At 72.1% G+C, this 17,293-nt stretch carries 17 protein-coding genes and 1 tRNA gene; 11 read left to right on the top strand and 7 right to left on the bottom strand.

Annotated elements, in window-relative coordinates; genetic code table 11:
• Nucleotides 1-40 precede the first annotated feature (40 nt).
• Nucleotides 41-1,477: a pyridoxal phosphate-dependent decarboxylase family protein gene (locus PD653B2_RS04170; RefSeq protein ID WP_085871072.1), complete on the top strand. Its 1,437-nt coding sequence runs from the start codon at nt 41-43 to the stop codon at nt 1,475-1,477.
• Here the strand turns inward: PD653B2_RS04170 and PD653B2_RS04165 are convergent.
• Genes PD653B2_RS04165 through PD653B2_RS04155 form a run of 3 tightly spaced genes read right to left on the bottom strand, consistent with a single transcriptional unit; the run spans nt 1,474 to nt 3,313 of the window.
• The gene (locus PD653B2_RS04165; RefSeq protein ID WP_085871071.1) at nt 1,474-2,385 is read right to left on the bottom strand and encodes a carbohydrate kinase family protein; all 912 of its coding nucleotides are present in this window, start codon (nt 2,383-2,385) and stop codon (nt 1,474-1,476) included. The two genes, PD653B2_RS04170 and PD653B2_RS04165, sit on opposite strands and share 4 nt — an antisense overlap.
• Nucleotides 2,382-3,056, bottom strand: a complete 675-nt coding sequence (locus tag PD653B2_RS04160; RefSeq protein ID WP_085871070.1) for a class II aldolase/adducin family protein — start codon at nt 3,054-3,056, stop codon at nt 2,382-2,384. The genes PD653B2_RS04165 and PD653B2_RS04160 overlap by 4 nt, the downstream gene beginning before the upstream one ends.
• A complete protein-coding gene (locus tag PD653B2_RS04155; RefSeq protein ID WP_133058873.1) occupies nt 3,053-3,313 on the bottom strand; it encodes a hypothetical protein in 261 nt (86 codons plus the stop codon). The genes PD653B2_RS04160 and PD653B2_RS04155 overlap by 4 nt, the downstream gene beginning before the upstream one ends.
• Before the next feature lie 170 nt (nt 3,314-3,483).
• Between PD653B2_RS04155 and PD653B2_RS04150 the strand changes: the two genes are divergently transcribed.
• From PD653B2_RS04150 to PD653B2_RS04130, 5 genes are all read left to right on the top strand, one after another.
• Nucleotides 3,484-4,983, top strand: a complete 1,500-nt coding sequence (locus PD653B2_RS04150) for a flavin monoamine oxidase family protein (RefSeq protein WP_085871068.1) — start codon at nt 3,484-3,486, stop codon at nt 4,981-4,983.
• A complete protein-coding gene (locus PD653B2_RS04145) occupies nt 4,980-6,011 on the top strand; it encodes a hypothetical protein (RefSeq protein WP_085871067.1) in 1,032 nt (343 codons plus the stop codon). The genes PD653B2_RS04150 and PD653B2_RS04145 overlap by 4 nt, the downstream gene beginning before the upstream one ends.
• A 16-nt stretch (nt 6,012-6,027) precedes the next feature.
• Complete coding sequence (locus PD653B2_RS04140) at nt 6,028-6,714, top strand: uracil-DNA glycosylase (protein ID WP_085871066.1); 687 nt, start codon at nt 6,028-6,030, stop codon at nt 6,712-6,714.
• A gap of 50 nt (nt 6,715-6,764) precedes the next feature.
• Nucleotides 6,765-7,757 carry a potassium channel family protein gene (locus tag PD653B2_RS04135; protein WP_085871065.1) on the top strand — a complete coding sequence of 331 codons (993 nt, stop codon included), beginning with the start codon at nt 6,765-6,767 and terminating at the stop codon, nt 7,755-7,757.
• A 63-nt stretch (nt 7,758-7,820) separates the two neighbouring features.
• A complete protein-coding gene (locus tag PD653B2_RS04130; protein WP_207559233.1) occupies nt 7,821-8,597 on the top strand; it encodes a dioxygenase in 777 nt (258 codons plus the stop codon).
• Nucleotides 8,598-8,709: 112 nt separating this feature from the next.
• On the opposite strand, the gene PD653B2_RS04125 is transcribed toward PD653B2_RS04130, so the two are convergent.
• Together PD653B2_RS04125 and PD653B2_RS04120 are read right to left on the bottom strand one after the other, a co-directional pair.
• The gene (locus tag PD653B2_RS04125) at nt 8,710-10,284 is read right to left on the bottom strand and encodes a succinic semialdehyde dehydrogenase (RefSeq protein WP_085871063.1); all 1,575 of its coding nucleotides are present in this window, start codon (nt 10,282-10,284) and stop codon (nt 8,710-8,712) included.
• A complete protein-coding gene (locus PD653B2_RS04120) occupies nt 10,281-11,906 on the bottom strand; it encodes a GMC family oxidoreductase (protein ID WP_085871062.1) in 1,626 nt (541 codons plus the stop codon). Before PD653B2_RS04120 ends, PD653B2_RS04125 begins: the two co-directional genes overlap by 4 nt.
• Before the next feature lie 113 nt (nt 11,907-12,019).
• Between PD653B2_RS04120 and pdxY the strand changes: the two genes are divergently transcribed.
• From pdxY to PD653B2_RS04105, 3 genes are all read left to right on the top strand, one after another.
• Complete coding sequence (pdxY, locus tag PD653B2_RS04115) at nt 12,020-12,871, top strand: pyridoxal kinase PdxY (protein WP_085871061.1); 852 nt, start codon at nt 12,020-12,022, stop codon at nt 12,869-12,871.
• 48 nt (nt 12,872-12,919) lie between these two features.
• Entirely contained in the window at nt 12,920-13,309 is a 390-nt protein-coding gene (locus PD653B2_RS04110; protein ID WP_085871060.1) for a DUF6153 family protein, read from the top strand.
• 68 nt (nt 13,310-13,377) lie between these two features.
• A complete protein-coding gene (locus PD653B2_RS04105; protein ID WP_085871059.1) occupies nt 13,378-13,962 on the top strand; it encodes a DUF305 domain-containing protein in 585 nt (194 codons plus the stop codon).
• Between the two features lie 73 nt (nt 13,963-14,035).
• Here the strand turns inward: PD653B2_RS04105 and PD653B2_RS04100 are convergent.
• Together PD653B2_RS04100 and PD653B2_RS04095 are read right to left on the bottom strand one after the other, a co-directional pair.
• Nucleotides 14,036-14,108, bottom strand: a tRNA-Thr gene (locus PD653B2_RS04100).
• Nucleotides 14,109-14,159: 51 nt separating this feature from the next.
• Complete coding sequence (locus PD653B2_RS04095) at nt 14,160-14,876, bottom strand: SDR family NAD(P)-dependent oxidoreductase (protein WP_165763319.1); 717 nt, start codon at nt 14,874-14,876, stop codon at nt 14,160-14,162.
• Between the two features lie 106 nt (nt 14,877-14,982).
• Here PD653B2_RS04095 and soxR point away from each other — a divergent pair, with 106 nt between their 5' ends.
• On the top strand, nt 14,983-15,432 hold the full coding sequence (gene soxR, locus PD653B2_RS04090; protein ID WP_085871057.1) for a redox-sensitive transcriptional activator SoxR: 450 nt from the start codon (nt 14,983-14,985) through the stop codon (nt 15,430-15,432).
• On the top strand, nt 15,429-17,261 hold the full coding sequence (locus PD653B2_RS04085; RefSeq protein WP_085871056.1) for a glycoside hydrolase family 13 protein: 1,833 nt from the start codon (nt 15,429-15,431) through the stop codon (nt 17,259-17,261). Before soxR ends, PD653B2_RS04085 begins: the two co-directional genes overlap by 4 nt.
• The last annotated feature ends 32 nt before the right edge of the window (nt 17,262-17,293 follow it).

The following is a 17,293-nucleotide window of genomic DNA, read 5'->3' as shown; positions in this document are numbered from 1 at the left end:
CACCATGCTCGCTGCGCTCCGCTCTCGCCGGGGACCCCGCATGAGCGACGACCCCCTCTCCCGCCTGCGGACGATGCAGGCGGCCGACCTGCCCGTGCACGGCGGCCGCACCCTGGCCTACGTCTACGACTCCGGCCTGCCCGACGTCGACCGGATCGGCCGCGAGGCGGTCGCGGCGTACGCCGGCTCCAACGGGCTCGACCCGACCGCGTTCCCGAGCCTGCTCCGGATGGAGAACGAGCTGGTCGGGTTCACGGCCGACCTCCTCGACGCGCCGCCCGAGGCGGTCGGGACGGTCACGTCGGGCGGCACCGAGTCGTGCCTGCTGGCGGTCCAGGGCGCGCGCGACAGCCGCCCCGACGTCGACCGCCCGCGGATGGTCGTGCCCTCGACCGTGCACGCGGCGTTCCTCAAGGCCGCGCACTACTTCGGCGTCGAGGCCGTCGTGGTCCCGGTCGGGCCCGACTTCCGCGCCGACGCCGCCGCGATGGTCGAGGCCGTCGACGCGGCGCCCGAGCGCACCGTGCTGGTCGTCGTCTCGGCCCCGTCGTACGCCCACGGCGTCGTCGACCCCGTGCCGCCGGTCGCCGCGGCCGCGGCCGAGCGCGGGATCCGCTGCCACGTCGACGCGTGCATCGGCGGCTGGGTGCTGCCGTACGCGGCCCGGATCGGTCGCGCCGTGCCCCCGTGGACCTTCGCGGTCGACGGCGTCACCTCGATCTCGGTCGACACCCACAAGTACGCCTACGCCCCCAAGGGCACCTCGGTGCTGCTGCACCGCTCGCCGGCGCACCGGCGCCCGCAGTACTTCGCGCACGCCGACTGGCCCGGCTACACGATGCTCAACTCGACCATCCAGTCGACCAAGTCGGGTGGGCCGCTCGCCGGGGCCTGGGCGGTCGTGCAGGCCCTGGGTGACGCGGGCTACGAGAAGCTCACCCGCGACGTCTTCGACGCCGTCGACCGGATCGTCGCCGGGGTCGCGGACATCCCGGAGCTGCACCTGGTCGCGGCGCCCGACTCCACGTTGGTCGCGCTGGCCACCGACGAGACCTGCGACGCCTTCACGATCTGCGACGAGATGGCCGCGCGCGACTGGTACGTCCAGCCCCAGATGTCGTACGGCGGCCAACCGCCCAACATCCACCTCTCCGTCAGCGCCGCCACGCTGGCGCACGTCGACGAGTTCCTCTCCGCGCTCACCGAGTCGGTCGCCGCCGCCGTGGCGGCCGGACCGGTGGGCGTCGACCCCGGGGTCGCGGCGTTCATCGAGACGCTCGACCCGGCGGCGCTCTCGGACGACGACTTCGACGGCCTGCTCGTGGCCGCCGGACTGGTCGGCGGCAGTGACGACGGCGGTCTCGCGCTCCCCGGCCGGATGGCCGAGGTCAACGCGATGCTCGACCTCGCCTCGCCCGCGATGCGCGAGGCGCTGCTGGTGGCCTTCCTCGACCGGCTGGCGCGGCCGAGCCGCTAGCCCATGAAGGCGAGCACGGACTCCAGGTCGTAGGAACCCGCGTCGGTGCCGAGCCCCTGCGCCACCTGGGCCGCGGTGGCGCAGCCGAGCTCGGCGGCGCCGCGCAGGTCGCGGCCGAGCGAGAGCCCACGCAGGAAGCCTGCCGAGAAGGCGTCACCGCAGCCGGTCGTGTCGACCACGTCGACGACGTACGCCGGCACCTCGACCGTCTCGTCGGCGGTGACGACGAGCGCGCCCCTCGAACCCTGGGTGACGGCCACGCAGCCGGCGCCCGCGTCGACCAGCGCCCGCGCGCCGTCGGCGAGCGACGAGGCACCCGTGAAGCCGAGCACCTGCTCGTCGTTCGGCAGCAGGTAGTCGGTGTGCGGCAGCGCGTCGGCGATCCAGGCGAGCAGGTCGGGGTCGCCCGGCGCCAGGACGTCGAGCGACGTGGTGGCCCCGATCGACCGGGCGTGGGCGAGCAGCCGGCCGGCCGCCTCGCCGCCCAGGAACTCCGGGCCACCGAGGTGCAGGTGGGTGATGCCGTCGAGCGCCTCGCGGTCGAGGTCGTCGAGGGTGAAGGCGCCGTTGGCGCCGATGCAGTGCCACGCGGGCCGGTCGCCGTTCGGCCGCACCGGGATCACCGACGCCGAGGTCTGGTGACCGGGCTTGCGCACCAGCCCGGTGACGTCGACACCCTCCCGGGTGAGCAGCGCGAGCAGGCTGGTGGCGATCGGGTCCTCGCCGACGGCGCCGAAGCCGAGCACCTCCGCGCCGAGGCGGCTGAGCACGACCGCCGTACCCCCGGCGGTGCCGGCCGGTGACATCCGGATCGTCTCGACGAGCTGGCCGTCGGAGCCGTCGGGGATCGACTCGATGCCGATGACGTGCGTGTCGAGGACGTGCACGCCCACGGTCGCGACCTTCATGGCTTGTCCCCCAGGGGTCCGTAGTTGCGCACGATCGCGGCCATCACGACCGCGGCCTGTTCGTCGTGGGTGAGCTGTCGCGGGGTCCCGAGGGCGGTCGCGCGGTGGTGGAGCTGGGCCAGCCACTCAAGCAGGTAGGCGCCCTCCACCGCGACGTCGAGGGTCTTCCCGATCGCGACCGAGCCGTGGTTGGCCATCAGCGCGGCGGTGCGGTCGGTCAGCGCGGCGCGCACGTGGCCGGCCAGCTCCTCGGTGCCGAAAGTGGCGTACGGCGCTACCCGGATATCGCCGCCCAGCAGCAGCTGCTGGTAATGGATGACGGGCAGCACGTCGAGCACGCAGGCCACGGCGGTGGAGTACGGCGCGTGCGTGTGGACGACGCCGAGGACCTTGTCGGGACCGTGGTCGCGGTAGATCCCGAGGTGCAGCTCGAGCTCGGAGGTGGGCCCCCGGTCGCCGAGGACCACGTGGCCGTCGAGGTCGACCACGGTGACGTCCTCCGGGCGGCACCTCGCGAGCACGATCCCGGTGCCGGTCACCGCGACCAGGTCGCCGGCGCGGGCACTGACGTTGCCGGCCGCACCGACGAGCAGGCCGACGTCCGCGAGCCGGAGCGCCGCGTCGGCGACCGCGGCACGCAGGGCGGCGGTGTCGACGGCCTCGGCGCTCATCGAGCGATCCCGGTGAGACCCGCGGGCGTCGCGTGTCGCTCGAGGTGGGCGGTGACCAGAGCGCGGCCCTTCTCGACGGCCAGGCGCGCCATGGTCGGGGTCAGCTCGGTGGTGGCGAGGCCAGCTTCCACGGCGTACTCCTGCAGCATCTGGGCGACCCGGGCGCTGTGCTCGCGCCCGAAGCGATGGACAGCGGCATTGTTGCGCCCCCGCAGGTAGATCTCCACGAAGGCGGGCCGACGGTGGTGGACACGCACGAACGCGAGCATGGTGGTCCGGACCAGCCCCGCGACCGGGAGCGACGCGACCGGCGCACCGGCACCTTCGGCGATGTCCCTCGTTGTCAGGGCGTCGACACCGCGACCGGAGTGCAGGGCACGACCACGAATCTGACACGCACCTCCAGATCCAGCCAGGAGCCGCCACGATGACCCAGCCCCTGCTCACCCGCCGCCTGCTGCTCGGCAGTACCTCGCTCGGCGGCCTCGCCCTCGGCACCGGCGCCCTGCACGACGCGGTCGCCGCCGGCTCCCGCCAGGGCTCGCTGCCGCGTCAGGTCGACGTCGTGGTCGTGGGCGGTGGCATCTCCGGCCTGGTCGCCGCCCGCAAGCTCGCCCACCGCGGCCACGACGTGCTGCTCGTCGAGGCACGGGGCCGCGTCGGCGGCCGGGTGCTCAACCACCACCTGAAGGGGCCCGGCACCCACGGCGCCACCATCGAGTCCGGCGGCGCCTTCATCGGCCCGACCCAGGACCACATCGCCCGGCTGGCGCGCGAGATGAAGGTGCCGACGTTCCCCGAGTACAACACCGGCAACAGCGTCTACGTCTCGTCGACGACGGGCCGCACGGAGTACTCCGGCACCGTCCCCCCGGACCCGACGATCCTCCCGGACGCCGCCGTCCTGCTGCAGCGCATTGACATGATGGCCGCCGAGATCCCCGTCGACGCACCGTGGACCCACCCGAGCGCCGCCGACTGGGACGCGATGACCCTCGGCGAGTGGATCCGCGCCAACGCCGTCAACGGCGCAGGCGTGGAGAACCTGATCGAGTGCTGGACCCAGCCCGGCTTCGGCGCCGACCCCAACGAGCTCTCCCTGCTCTACGTGCTCTGGTACGTCGCCTGCTCCGGCAACGAGAAGAACGTCGGCACCTTCGCCCGCAACTCCGACACGGCGGGCGGCGCCCAGGAGAGGCGCTTCGTCGGCGGCTCGCAGCTGGTGCCGCTGCGGGTGGCCGAGCAGCTGGGCGACGTGGTCGCGCTGCACGCGCCGGTGCACAGGATCGTGCAGAAGGACGGCCGCGCCGTCGTGCACAACGCGCGCGGCGCGGTGCGCGCCCAGCGGGTCATCGTCGCCGCTCCCCCGCCGCTGGTGCTCGACATCGACTGGTTCCCGCAGCTGCCCACCAAGCGGCTCCAGCTGCTGCGCCACCTCGACATGGGCCAGCTGATGAAGTGCGACGCCGTCTACGAGAAGCCCTTCTGGCGCGAGGCCGGGCTCAACGGCTTCGGCATCAACGACGCCGGCGCCTGCCGCGCCGTCTTCGACAACTCACCCGCGGGCGGCGAGCCCGGCGTGCTGCTCGCCTTCGTCGGCGGCGCCACCTGGCGCCAGTACGGCGTGCTGACCAGGGCCGACCGCAAGGCGGCCGTGCTCGAGGGCTTCGCGGCGATGTTCGGCGAGGAGGCGCTCCACCCGATCGACTACGTCGAGCACGACTGGACCGAGGAGCGCTGGACGACCGGCGGGCCGGTCGCCAACTACGCCCCGGGCACCATGATCCAGTTCGGCTCGGCGATCCGGAAGCCGTTCGGACGGGTGCACTGGGCCGGCACCGAGACCTCGACGTACTGGACCGGCTACATGGACGGCGCCGTGCGCGCCGGCGAGCGTGCCGCGGTCGAGGTGGGAGACCGGCTGTGAGGCGTCTCCTCACCCTGGTCGTGTCGGCGGCGCTGGCGCTCACGGTCTGGTCGCCGGTCTCGGCGGCACCTCGTGAGGTGGGTGACACGCGGGTCTTCTCGCTGGTGCCCTCGCCGGGCTTCCCGGCGTACGTCCACGTGCACACCAACGGCCGTGTCTACGCCGGCACCTACGTCGACTCGGGCAGCACGATGCGGTCGAAGGTCTTCGAGTGGGGCGCCGACGGCACGCTCCTGCGCTCGTGGACCGTGCCCGGGCAGGACCTCGACGCGGACCACGGGGTCCAGGTGGCGAACCAGACGCGCAGCGGCCGACTGGTCCTCCTCGAGACCTCGACGGCCTCGGTCCTGACGCTCGACCCGGACACCGGGACGTTCCGGCGGGTGGCGCGCTTCCCCGACGGCGCGGTGCCCAACTACGCGACGTGGGGGCCGCGCGGCGCGCTCTTCGTCACCGACTACGCCGAGGGCGTGATCTGGAAGGTCCCGCACGGCGAGTCGAAGCCGCGGCGCTGGTTCAGCTCCCCCGCCCTCACCGGGGCCGTCGAGTTCGGCACCACCGGGATCCGGTACCGGCCCGGACGCGGCGACCTGCTGATCAGCCAGCAGACGGTCAGCGACGGGAGCGACGCTCCGACGAACGGCGCGCTCTACCGCCTGCCGGTGCGCGCGAGCGGCAGGCCCGGCCCGCTCGCGACGCTGTGGACCTCCCAGCCCGGTGACCTCCCCGACGGCTTCGGCATCGGGAGGTCCGGCCACGTGTACGTCGCACTCGCCGGCCTCTCCAACCAGCTCGTCGAGCTGACCGCGTCGGGCGAGGAGGTGCGGCGCTTCGGCACCGCGCTCACCGGCGACAACGGCTCGCCGGTCCCGTTCGACACCCCGTGCAGCGCGACCTTCCTGGGCAAGCGGGTCCTGGTCGCCAACCAGTCCGCGGTCGCCGGTGACGCCACCCACCAGGCGATCCTCGACGTCTACGTCGGCGAGACCGGGCGCGCGCCGTACCTGCCGAAGGATGCGGGTTTCTGACGGCTACCGTGACCGCATGAGCGCGCTCACCGGACTCGTCGACCAGGGACTGGTGGCACCGGACTGGGCCCAGGCGCTGGCGCCGGTCGACGAGCAGATCGCCGCCATGGGCGCCTTCCTGCGCGCGGAGATCGCCGCCGGTCGGCCGTACCTGCCGACCGGGCCGAACATCTTCCGGGCCTTCCAGCGGCCGCTGGCCGAGGTGCGGGTGCTGGTCGTCGGACAGGACCCCTACCCGACCCCGGGCCACCCGATCGGGCTGTCGTTCGCCGTCGACGCGGACGTGCGGCCGATCCCGCGCAGCCTGGCGAACATCTACCAGGAGCTGCGCGTCGACCTCGGCATCGAGACCCCGGAGCACGGCGACCTCACCGCCTGGGCCGAGCAGGGCGTGATGCTGCTCAACCGGTGCCTCACCGTGCGGCCGGGCGCGTCGGCCTCCCACCGGGGCAAGGGCTGGGAGCAGATCACCGAGTGCGCCATCCACGCGCTCGCGGACCGTGGCGGCCCGTGCGTGGCGATCCTCTGGGGCCGGGACGCCCAGGGGCTCAAGCCGATGCTCGGGACGATCCCGTGGGTCGAGTCGGTGCACCCGTCGCCGCTCTCGGCGAGCCGTGGCTTCTTCGGGTCCCGGCCCTTCAGCAGGGTCAACGCACTGCTCGTCGAGCAGGGCGGCGCGCCGGTCCGATGGGACCTGGCCTGACGGGACCTTCGGCCCGGGCGCGCACCCTCCGCCGTCCGTAGCGTCGGAGTGTGAACTCCGTACGCCGGATCGGGCTCGCCCTGACCGCGCTCGCCGTGGTGACCGTGTTCGGCACCATCGGCTACCTCTGCCTGGGGTTCACCTTCCTGGAAGAGCTCTACCAGACGGTCACCACGGTCGCGACCGTCGGCTTCCGCGAGGTCCGACCGCTCGGCCCGGCAGGTCAGGTCTTCACGATGGTGCTGATCGTGGTGGGCGTCGGGACCGTGCTCTACAACCTCGGCGTGATCCTCGAAGCCGTCACCGAAGGCCACCTGCGCCTGCAACTGGAGAGGCGTCGCATGGACGCTCACATCGCCGCCCTGCGCGGGCACGTCATCATCTGCGGCTACGGGCGCGTCGGCCGCGCCGCGGCCGACTTCCTCCTCCTCAGCGGGGAGCAGGTCGTGCTCGTCGACAACGACCCCACCCGGTTCGACGAGCTCGACCCCGCGACGCCGCGTCTGGTCGGCGACGTCAACGACGACCGCACCCTGGTGGCGGCCGGCATCGAGCACGCCCGCGCCGTCATCGTCTCCCTGGAGTCGGACGCCGACACGGTCTACACCACGCTGTCGGCCCGGGCCCTGCGTCCGGACGTCGTGATCATGGCCCGCGCCCGCACCACCGGCTCGAAGTCCAAGCTCGAGCTGGCGGGCGCCACCCGCGCGGTCAACCCCCAGCGCAGCGGCGGGCGGCGGCTCGCGGCCTTCGCCCTGCAGCCCGACGTCGCGGAGTTCCTCGACGTCGTGATGCACGAGGAGAACCTGGACTGGCGGGTGCAGCAGGTGCTCGCCGCCGCGGGCTCCGAGCTCGACGGGCGTCGGCTCGGGGACCTCGACCTGCGCACGCGCACCGGCGCGCTGGTCCTCGCCGTACGACGGTCACCGGAGGCGCCGTTCGAGCCCAACCCGCCCGACGACCTGGTCGTCCCCGCGGGCGCTCTCCTGATCGCCCTCGGGACCCAGGCCGAGCTGTCGCTGCTCTCGGCGCTGGCCGGTTGACCCGCACGGTGGACGTGGCGCTTCCGATGGAATAAAGTTGAATCTGAAACTATTGGAGGGGACATGAACGACTCTCGAATGCCCGCGCTCTACATCGGCCACGGTGCCCCACCGCTGCTCGACGACCCGATCTGGTCGGGCCAGCTGGCCTCGTGGGCGGCCGACCTCCCACGCCCGAAGGCGATCCTGATCGTCAGCGCACACTGGGAGTCGGCACCGGTCAGCCTGACCGCGAGCCAGGCGCCGCTGGTCTACGACTTCGGCGGCTTCGACGCGAAGTACTACCGGATGACCTACGAGACGCCCGACGCCACCGCGCTCGCACAGCGGATCGCGGCGATGATGCCGGCGACCGAGCCCGTCCACCAGCACACCAGCCGCGGTCTCGACCACGGCGCGTGGGTGCCGCTGCGGATCATGTACCCGGAGGCCGACATCCCGGTCCTCCAGATGTCGCTGCCCACCCACGACCCGGTCCGGCTGATGAAGCTCGGCGAACGGCTCCGCCCGCTGCGCGACGAGGGCGTGCTCATCATCGGCTCGGGCTTCCTCACCCACGGGCTGCCGTTCCTCACGGAGTTCCGCATCGACGCCGCCGCCCCCGGCTGGTCCGCGGAGTTCGACGCCTGGGCCGGCGAGGCGCTCGCCCGCGGCGACGTCGACGAGCTCGCCAACTACCGCACCCGCGGTCCGGGCATGCCCTACGCGCACCCGACCGTCGAGCACTACACGCCGCTCTTCGTCACCCTCGGCGCCGCGACCACGCCCGACGAGCCCGGGACCCAGGTCATCGACGGCTTCTGGATGGGGTTGTCCAAGCGGTCGCTCCAGGTCGCCTAGCTCGTCGCGTCGGGACTTCCGTCCGTCGAGTCGTGAGTTGTGACCGCCGAATCTGGCGAATCAACGGTCAGGACTCCCGACTCGACCGGCGAGCGGACACTCCTCGACATCGTCAGCGGATGCCGGTCTTGCGCATCATCCGCAGGCCGCTGAGCATCCCCTTCACGTACTTGTCGTAGTCCTGGCCGGGCCTGGCGCCCATGACCTGCTTCTTGAGCACGGCGAGGTTCTGCACGTCGGTGTACTTGAGCAGGCCCTGGTCTCCGTGCCGTGCACCGACGCCCGACTGCTTGACGCCGCCGGACGGCGTGCCCTTCGACGCGAACGCCGTGGCCAGGATGTCGTTGACGTTGACGTTGCCGGACTCGATCCGGGCCGCCACCTCGCTCGCCGCCTGGAGGTCACCGCCCCACACCGAGGCGTTGAGTCCGTACTCCGTGTCGTTGGCGAGCTCGACGGCCTCGTCGACCGTTGTGTAGCGATGCAGCGCGACCACCGGACCGAAGGTCTCCGTGGTGCCGGCGAGCATGTCCTGGGTGACGCCCTCGAGGATCGTCGGCTCGAAGAACGCCGGACCGAGGTCGGGGCGCGCCCTGCCGCCGGTGACGACCGTCGCGCCCTTGGCGACGGCATCGTCGACGTGCGACTGCACCCGGTCCTTGTGGTCGACCGAGACCAGGGAGCCCATCTCGGGGCCGAAGTCGTACGCCGCCCTGACGTCGAGCCCCTCGGCGGCCGCGACGAACCGGGTCTTGAAGTCGTCGTAGCGCGACTCCGGAAGGTAGATCCGCTCGATGTGCATGCAGATCTGGCCGGTGTTGCCGAACACCCCGAAGACCGCACCGTTGACGGTCTCCTCCATGTCGGCGTCCTCGAGCACGATCATCGGGTTCTTGCCGCCGAGCTCCAGGCAGCAGCCGATCAGGTTGCGACCGGCCCGCTCGCCGATCACCCGGCCGGTGTTGGTCGAGCCGGTGAACATCACGTAGTTGGCGTTGTCGATCAAGGTCGGGCCGACGTCCGGGCCCTCGCCGCAGACGACCTGGAAGAGTCCCTTCGGCAGGCCGGCCTCCTCGAGCATCGCGATGCCGTAGAGCGGCGACAGCGCGGTCTTGTTGTCGGGCTTCAGCACCACGCCGTTGCCGGCGATCAGGGCCGGGATGGCGTCGGAGATGCCCGTCGCGAACGGGAAGTTCCACGGCGCGATGATGCCGACGACGCCCTTGGGCTGGCGGATCTCGGTCGACGTGGACAGGAACGGCACCGGGCCGCCGCGCTTGGTCGGCGCAAGGAGCTTGGGAGCTCGCTTGATGTAGTGGCTCATCACCATCGGCGGGTCACAGGTCTCCTCGATCGCCATCCGCCGGTTCTTGCCGCTCTCGACCTGGATCAGGTCGGTCGTGGTCTCGACGCGGTCGATGAAGAGCGCGTGCGCCTTCTTGAAGACCGCGAGCCGCCTGGCCAGCGGCCACGCCGCCCACTCGCGCTGGGCCTCGCGGGCCGCGGCGTACGCCTGCTCGATGTCCTCCGGCGTCGACTGCGGCAGCTCGACGAGCACCTCACCGGTGTAGACCTCGGTGAGCCGCCACGTGGCGCCGCTGCTCGACGGCACCCGCGCGACGAGCTTCTGGAGGAACGCGTCGGTGATCGACGCCGGGCGGGCCGGCCCCTGCCGCAGGGCGGTCATCGGCCCAGCACCAGGTCGGCGCCGCGCTCGCCGATCATGATCGCCGGGGCGTTGGTGTTGCCCCCCGTGATCGACGGCATGATCGACGCGTCACAGACGCGCAGCCCCTCGATGCCGCGGACCGTGAGGTCCGGACCGACGACGGCGAGCTCGTCCACGCCCATCCGGCAGGTGCCGACACCGTGGTAGACCGAGGTCGCCCGGTTGAGGATCGCGTCGCGCAGCTCCTGCCCCTTCAGACCGGCACCCGGATGGATCTCCTCCTTGACCGCGCCGTTGAAGCCGGCGGCGGCCATGATCTCGCGCACCATCTCCGAGCCCTCGGCGAGCACCTCGAGGTCGGCGCCGTCGGCGAGGTACTGGAAGTCGATGAGCGGTGCGGCCGTGGGATCGGCCGAGGCCAGGCGCAGCGTGCCCCGGCTCCGCGGGTAGATCAGCGTCGAGAGCAGCGTCAGCGACGTCCGCGGGTCGACCTTGTGCTGGATCGGCTCGTCCTGGTTGGGCGAGACGTACGACCACGGCAGCAGGTGCAGCTGGAGGTCCGGTACGTCGGTCGCCTGCGACGTCCGCAGGAAGGCCACGGCCTCGAACACCGAGTTCGCCATGAAGGTCCGGCCGGGCCGCAGGGCCTCCTTGATGACGCCCTTGCCGAAGAAGAACGCGTTGCCACGCATCCTCGACGTGGTCGCGTGGAAGGTCAGCGCGTGGAAGAGGTGGTCGTGCAGGTTGTCGCCGACGGGCAGGTCGGCGAGGACCGGGATGCCGTGGTCGGTGAGGTGCTGCGCGTGGCCGATGCCGGAGAGCATCAACAGCTGGGCCGATCCCACGAAACCGGCGGAGAGGATGACCTCCTTGCCGGCGCGCACGGTGCGCTTCGACCCGTCCTTGTCGGTGACCTCGACCCCGGTCGCCCGGCCGTTCTCGATGGTGACCTTGGTGACGAGCACCTCGGACTGCAGCTGCAGCGTGGGCACGTCGAGGTGGTGGAGGTAGCCGCGCGAGGCGCTGTAGCGCAGGCCTCCGGACGCGTTCTGCTGCATCCGGCTGACCCCCTCCTGCGACTCGCCGTTGTAGTCGTCGAGGACCTTGACGCCCAGCGTGTCGGCGGTGGCCTGGATGAACTGGAGCGACCCCTCCTGCGGGGACTTGTTGCGGGTGACCTTGATCGGACCACCGGCGCCGCGGTACTCGTTCGCGCCGTCCTCGAAGTCCTCCATCCGCCGATAGGCGGCGTTGACGTCGTCGGCCGACCAGCCGGTGTTGCCCTCGGCGGCCCAGGAGTCGTAGTTGGCGCGGTTGCCCCGCACGTAGACCATGCCGTTGATCGAGCTCGAACCGCCGACGACCTTGCCCCGCGGCACCGGCATCTTCCGGTCGAGGAGGTGCTTCTGGGGGGTGGAGTAGAGGCCCCAGTCGACCTTCGCCTTGATCTGCGGCACCGAGTGCATCGGGCCGATCATGCCGGGCTTCTTGACGAGGTACTGCTCGTCGCTCTTGCCCGCCTCGAGCACGATCACGCTCGCGCCGGACTGCGCCAGCCGGCCGGCGATCGCGGCGCCGGAGCTGCCGGAGCCGACCACCACGTAGTCGGCCTCGTTCGTGTGGGGCGGGTGCTTCGCCATGGATCAACCTCGCTGTGCCAGAGGCCGGACATACCGGCAGAATGTGTGCGCGACCAAGACTGTAACAAGTTCTAGTTTGCTCGTACAGGCGCACCGCGAGGAGGATCCGGCGGGTGAAGATCCTGTCGATCCAGTCGTCGGTGGCCTACGGCCACGTCGGCAACTCCGCCGCCGTCTTCCCGCTCCAGCGGCTGGGCCATGAGGTGTGGCCGGTGCTGACCGTGCACTTCTCCAACCACACCGGGTACGGCGCGTGGCGCGGTCCGCTGCTGGGCGCCGACGACGTCCGCGAGGTGATCGCCGGCATCGACGACCGGGGCGTGCTCGGCGAGGCCGACGCGGTGCTGTCCGGCTACCAGGGCGACCCGGCCGTGGGAGCGGTGATCCTCGACGCAGTCGCCCGGGTGAAGGAGCTCAACCCGGCCGCCGTCTACTGCTGTGACCCGGTGATGGGCGACGTCGGGCGGGGCATGTTCGTGCGCCCCGGCATCCCGGAGTTCATGCGCGACACCGTGGTCCCGCAGGCCGACGTCCTCACCCCCAACCACTTCGAGCTCGACTTCCTCGCCGGGCGGACGACCACGACGCTGGCCGAGATCCTCGACGCGGTCGACGACGTCCGCGAGCGTGGCCCGCGCGACATCCTCGTGACGAGCGTCCTGCACGGCGACGTGCCGGACGGGAAGCTCGACGTCCTCGCGGTCTCCGACGAGGGCGCCTGGGCGGTCGAGACGCCGCTGCTGCCGATCACGCCCAACGGGTGCGGCGACGTGACCGCCGCGCTCTACCTCGCCCACCTCCACACGACCGGCTCGGCCGAGACCGCGCTCTCGCGCACCACGGCGTCGGTCTTCGCCATCCTCGAGCAGACCCTCGCCGCCGGCACCCGCGAGATCCAGCTGGTCGCCGCCCAGGACGCGATCGCGGACCCGCCGGACACCTTCGCCGTACGTCGCTTGCGCTGAGGACTTTTGCCTCTCGGCCGGCACCATGGGTCTTGTTAGCGTCGGGACATGAGGGGGCGTGCCGCTCGGTGGGCGCCGGTCCTGCAGCTCCTGCTGCTGGCCGGTCTCTTCGCCATGCACGGCCTGGCCGACCACGGCAGCGAAGCCGGCTCCGACGGCCCGATGACGATGGCCGTCTCGAGCACCACGGTCGCCGTGGCCGAGGTCGCCGCGATCCCCGACGGGAGCACCGTCGCCCCGGCGCTCGACACCATGCCGATGGGCGCGATGTGCGTCGCGATCCTGGTGGGCGCGATCGCCGCCTGGCTCGCGCTCCGGGGAGCCCGCCCACTGACGGCCTGGCTCCCGACGGAACCCGCCTCGGCGCCACGACCGCGCCCGCGCAGCCGTGCGCCCGATCCACCGAGCCTGTCTCGCCTGTCCGTGTGTCGCTGCTGAGGAGCGGGCCGCCTGCGGCCGCTTCCGCCTGCCCGTCCACCCCCACGCGACCCGAATCGAGAAGACCCATGAAGATCCACCGTTCCCGCGTCCTGGCCGTCCTGGCCGCGACCGCGCTCGCCCTGGCGCTCGGCGCCTGTGGCAGCGACGACTCCAGCTCGACCAGCTCCCACAACACCTCCGACGTCACCTTCGCCGCGGAGATGGTCCCCCACCACCAGCAGGCGCTGCGCATGGTCGCGATGACCAGAGGTCGCCAGCTCTCGCCCGACTTCGTCGCCCTGACCACGGCGATCCGCGCCGCCCAGACGCCGGAGATCGACGAGATGACCGGATGGCTCGACGCGTGGGGCGAGGAGCCCGGCAGCGGCGGCGGCATGATGTCCGGCGGCTCGATGATGTCGGGCGGCGGGTCCGGGTCGCGCGGCATGATGGGCGACGACGACTTCCTGCGGCTGCGCCACCGCTCCTCGACCGGCTTCGAGGACATGTGGCTGCGGATGATGATCGTCCACCACCGGGGCGCGATCGCCATGGCGCGCACCGAGATCGAGCACGGCGAGTACGGCCCGGCGATCGACCTCGCCCACTCGATCGAGACCTCGCAGCTGGCCGAGATCGAGCAGATGAGGTCGATGCTCGGCGAGCCCTAGGCAGCCGTCCGGGTCGCGACCCTGCCGTCGCCGGCCACGGCATCAGGGCCCGGGCGCCTGGGTGGGTGCTGTGAGCCGGTGACAGGAATCGAACCCGCGACATCGTCTTTACAAGAGACGCGCTCTACCAACTGAGCTACACCGGCATGCCGAGACCGGTCGATCCGGGCGGCCACATGCTAGTTGACCGCGAGGAGTCAGCTCATGCCGCCGTCGACGGCGAGCACCGTGCCGGTCGCCATCCGGGCTCCGGCGAGGTAGACGATCGCCTCGCCGATCTCCTTCGGGGAGATCGCGCCACCGGGCAGCATCATCATCAGCCGGTCGGCGACCCGCTTGTCCAGGTCGTCGGTGAGCTTGTGGAAGACCTGGGCGACGATCGGGGTGTCGACGGTGCCGGGGCAGACGGCGTTGACGCGGATGCCCTCCGGCGACAGCTCGAGCGCGAGCGCCTTGGTGAGCTGGGTGAGCCCGCCCTTGGCTGCGGCGTACGCCGTGGCGTAGGGCTGCGCGACGTTGCCGGCGACCGAGGAGACGTTGACGACGTTGCCCCGGCAGGCACGCAGGTGCGGGAGCGCGGCCTGGATCAGGAAGAACGGGCCCTTGAGGTCGACCGCGTGGACGCGGTCCCACTCCTCCTCGGTCACGGTCTCGATCCGGCCGAACTGCACGATGCCGGCGACGTTGGCGAGCACGTCGATCCGGCCGTGCTGGGCGCAGACCTCGATGGCCGCGTCCACCGCGGCCTTGTCGCCGACGTTGCACTCGACGTACGTCACGCCCTCGGGCACGGTGTCGTTGATGTCGAGGCCGAAGACGATGTCACCGGCGTCGCGGAACAGCTCGGCGGTGGCGAAGCCGATGCCGGAGGCGGCGCCGGTGATGACGACGACGCGCGGGGAGTTCTCACTCATGGCGCGGACGCTACCAGTCTTTCTAGAACACGTTCTAGTAGAGACGTCACCCCGATGCAACACTTCGGAAGTTGAACTGTGCTTGAGGTCCCGCCAGGGTGGACCCATGACCCACCTGACCATCGGCCACCTGGCCGAGCGCGCGGGCGTCGCGACCTCGGCCATCCGGTTCTACGAGTCGCGCGGTCTGGTCTCCTCGGTGCGGACGACCGGCAACCAGCGCCGCTACGAGCAGTCGACGCTGCGGCGGATCGCGTTCATCCGCACGGCCCAGCGGGTGGGGCTGAGCCTCGACGAGATCGCCGAGGCACTCGACACCCTCCCCGACGGACGGGCGCTCACGAAGGCGGACTGGCGCCGGCTGAGCACGGCGTGGCGGCCGCGCCTCGACGAGCAGATCGAGCGGATCGAGCGGCTCCGCGACCGGCTCGACAGCTGCATCGGCTGCGGGTGCCTGAGCCTGCGGACCTGTGCGCTGAGCAACCCCGGCGACGAGGCGGCCGACCGGGGTCCCGGGGCCGCCTTCCTCGAGCCGCACGGACGGAGAGCCCGATGACCCTGCTCGACGAGCCGCACCACGACGGCTCCGCGATGTACGTCGGCGACGAGGCGCCCCCGCCCGGGTCGACGGTCGTCGTGCGCTGCCGGACCTCGGTGGCCGACGGGGTCGACCACGTCTGGGTGCGCACGACGTACGACGCGGAGCCGACCTACCACCCCTGCATCGAGACCTCCCGCGACGACCACGTGGTCTGGTGGGAGGGGTCGCTGCCGGTGCACAACCCGGTCACCCACTACCGATTCCTCCTCGCCGCCGGCGACAGCCAGCGCTGGCTGGGCGGGTCGGGGGTGGTCGACCACGACCCGCCGGACGCGTTCGACTTCCGGCTGAGCTCCCACCGCCCGCCACCCGACTGGGCGCGCGACGCGGTCGTCTACCAGGTCTTCCCCGACCGGTTCGCGCGGTCCGCCGCGGCCGCCGACCGGGAGGTCCCGGAGTGGGCGGTGCCGGCCGACTGGGACGACGAGGTCGTCTTCGAGGGCTTCGACCCGCGCACCCCGCTGCAGTTCTACGGCGGCGACCTCGACGGGATCACCGACCACCTCGACCATCTCGCCGAGATCGGCGTCAGCGTCGTCTACACGACCCCGGTCTTCCCCGGCGAGAGCAACCACCGCTACAACGCGTCGACCTTCGAGCGGGTCGACCCGCTGCTCGGCGGCGACGAGGCGTACGTCCGGCTCGCCACCGCTGTGCACGAGCGCGGCTGGCGGATCCTTGGCGACCTGACGACCAACCACACCGGCGACACCCACGAGTGGTTCGTCGCCGCTCGCGACGTGCCGGGCGCACCGGCCCGCTCGTTCTACTACCTCCTGCCCGACGGCTCCTACGAGTGCTGGATGGGCCACGGGACGCTGCCCAAGCTCAACCACGCGGACCCCGCGCTGCGCGAGGCGATGGTCGAGGGCCCCGAGTCCGTGGTGGCGCGGTGGCTGCGGCCGCCGTTCGACCTCGACGGCTGGCGCGTCGACGTCGCGAACATGACCGGGCGGCTCGGGACCCTCGACGTCAACCACGACGTGGCCCGCGCCGTACGCCGGACCGCTGAGGCCGAGCGCGCCGACGCCTTCGTCATCGGCGAGCACAACCACGACGCGTCGACCGACCTCGACGGAGACGGCTGGCACGGCACGATGAACTACGGCGGCTTCTCCTGGCCGGTCTGGTCGTGGCTGCGCGACCCGTCCTCGCCGGCCCGCCCCTTCGGCCGGCCCGTCCCGGTGCCCCGCCGACCCGGCGCGGCGATGCAGCGCAGCCTGCGCGAGTGGCAGGGCCGCTACGGCTGGCGAGCGACCACCGCGTCGTGGAACATCCTCGGCTCGCACGACAGCGCCCGGATCCGCACCCTGACCGGCTCCGGCGAGGTGCACCGGGTCGCGGCCGGTCTCCAGTTCACCCTGCCGGGCGTGCCGATGCTCTTCGCCGGCGACGAGATCGGGCTCGAGGGGGTGCTCGGCGAGGACTCCCGGCGCCCGTTCCCGTGGCAGCACCCGGAGGCCTGGGACCGGCTGACGCTCGCGACGTACGCCGGCCTCGCCCGACTGCGCCACGAGCACGAGGCGCTGCGCCGCGGCGGTCTCCGCTGGGCGCACGTCGACGACGACGCCGTGGTGTTCGTGCGTGAGCACCCGGCCGGTTCGGTGCTGGTGGCCGCCCGCCGCAGCGCGGGCCCGGCGATCGAGCTGCCCGCCGGGCCGCTCGGCTTCGCCGACGGGACCCTGCTGCTCACGACCGGCGTGGACGCCGACCTGGTCGAGGAGGCGGGCACCGTCACCCTGCCGGCCGTCGACGGGCCGACGGTCTCGCTCTGGAGCCTCTGAGCGGCACACCCGATCCCGTTGCGTCGCGCGTG

The organism is Nocardioides sp. PD653-B2 (assembly GCF_002117935.1).
Classification (GTDB): Bacteria; Actinomycetota; Actinomycetes; order Propionibacteriales; family Nocardioidaceae; genus Nocardioides.
The sequence above is the reverse complement of the archived record's forward strand: the minus strand, read 5'-3'. Positions and strand labels throughout refer to the sequence as shown.

Coding starts and splice junctions, on each gene's coding strand:
- PD653B2_RS04150 (WP_085871068.1), top strand. CDS start 3,484: ATGACCCAGCCCCTGCTCACCCGCCGCCTGCTGCTCGGCAGTACCTCG.
- soxR (WP_085871057.1), top strand. CDS start 14,983: ATGACCCACCTGACCATCGGCCACCTGGCCGAGCGCGCGGGCGTCGCG.
- PD653B2_RS04125 (WP_085871063.1), bottom strand. CDS start 10,284: ATGACCGCCCTGCGGCAGGGGCCGGCCCGCCCGGCGTCGATCACCGAC.
- PD653B2_RS04120 (WP_085871062.1), bottom strand. CDS start 11,906: ATGGCGAAGCACCCGCCCCACACGAACGAGGCCGACTACGTGGTGGTC.
- PD653B2_RS04110 (WP_085871060.1), top strand. CDS start 12,920: ATGAGGGGGCGTGCCGCTCGGTGGGCGCCGGTCCTGCAGCTCCTGCTG.
- PD653B2_RS04095 (WP_165763319.1), bottom strand. CDS start 14,876: ATGAGTGAGAACTCCCCGCGCGTCGTCGTCATCACCGGCGCCGCCTCC.
- PD653B2_RS04130 (WP_207559233.1), top strand. CDS start 7,821: ATGAACGACTCTCGAATGCCCGCGCTCTACATCGGCCACGGTGCCCCA.
- PD653B2_RS04085 (WP_085871056.1), top strand. CDS start 15,429: ATGACCCTGCTCGACGAGCCGCACCACGACGGCTCCGCGATGTACGTC.
- PD653B2_RS04140 (WP_085871066.1), top strand. CDS start 6,028: ATGAGCGCGCTCACCGGACTCGTCGACCAGGGACTGGTGGCACCGGAC.
- PD653B2_RS04170 (WP_085871072.1), top strand. CDS start 41: ATGAGCGACGACCCCCTCTCCCGCCTGCGGACGATGCAGGCGGCCGAC.
- PD653B2_RS04165 (WP_085871071.1), bottom strand. CDS start 2,385: ATGAAGGTCGCGACCGTGGGCGTGCACGTCCTCGACACGCACGTCATC.
- PD653B2_RS04160 (WP_085871070.1), bottom strand. CDS start 3,056: ATGAGCGCCGAGGCCGTCGACACCGCCGCCCTGCGTGCCGCGGTCGCC.
- PD653B2_RS04105 (WP_085871059.1), top strand. CDS start 13,378: ATGAAGATCCACCGTTCCCGCGTCCTGGCCGTCCTGGCCGCGACCGCG.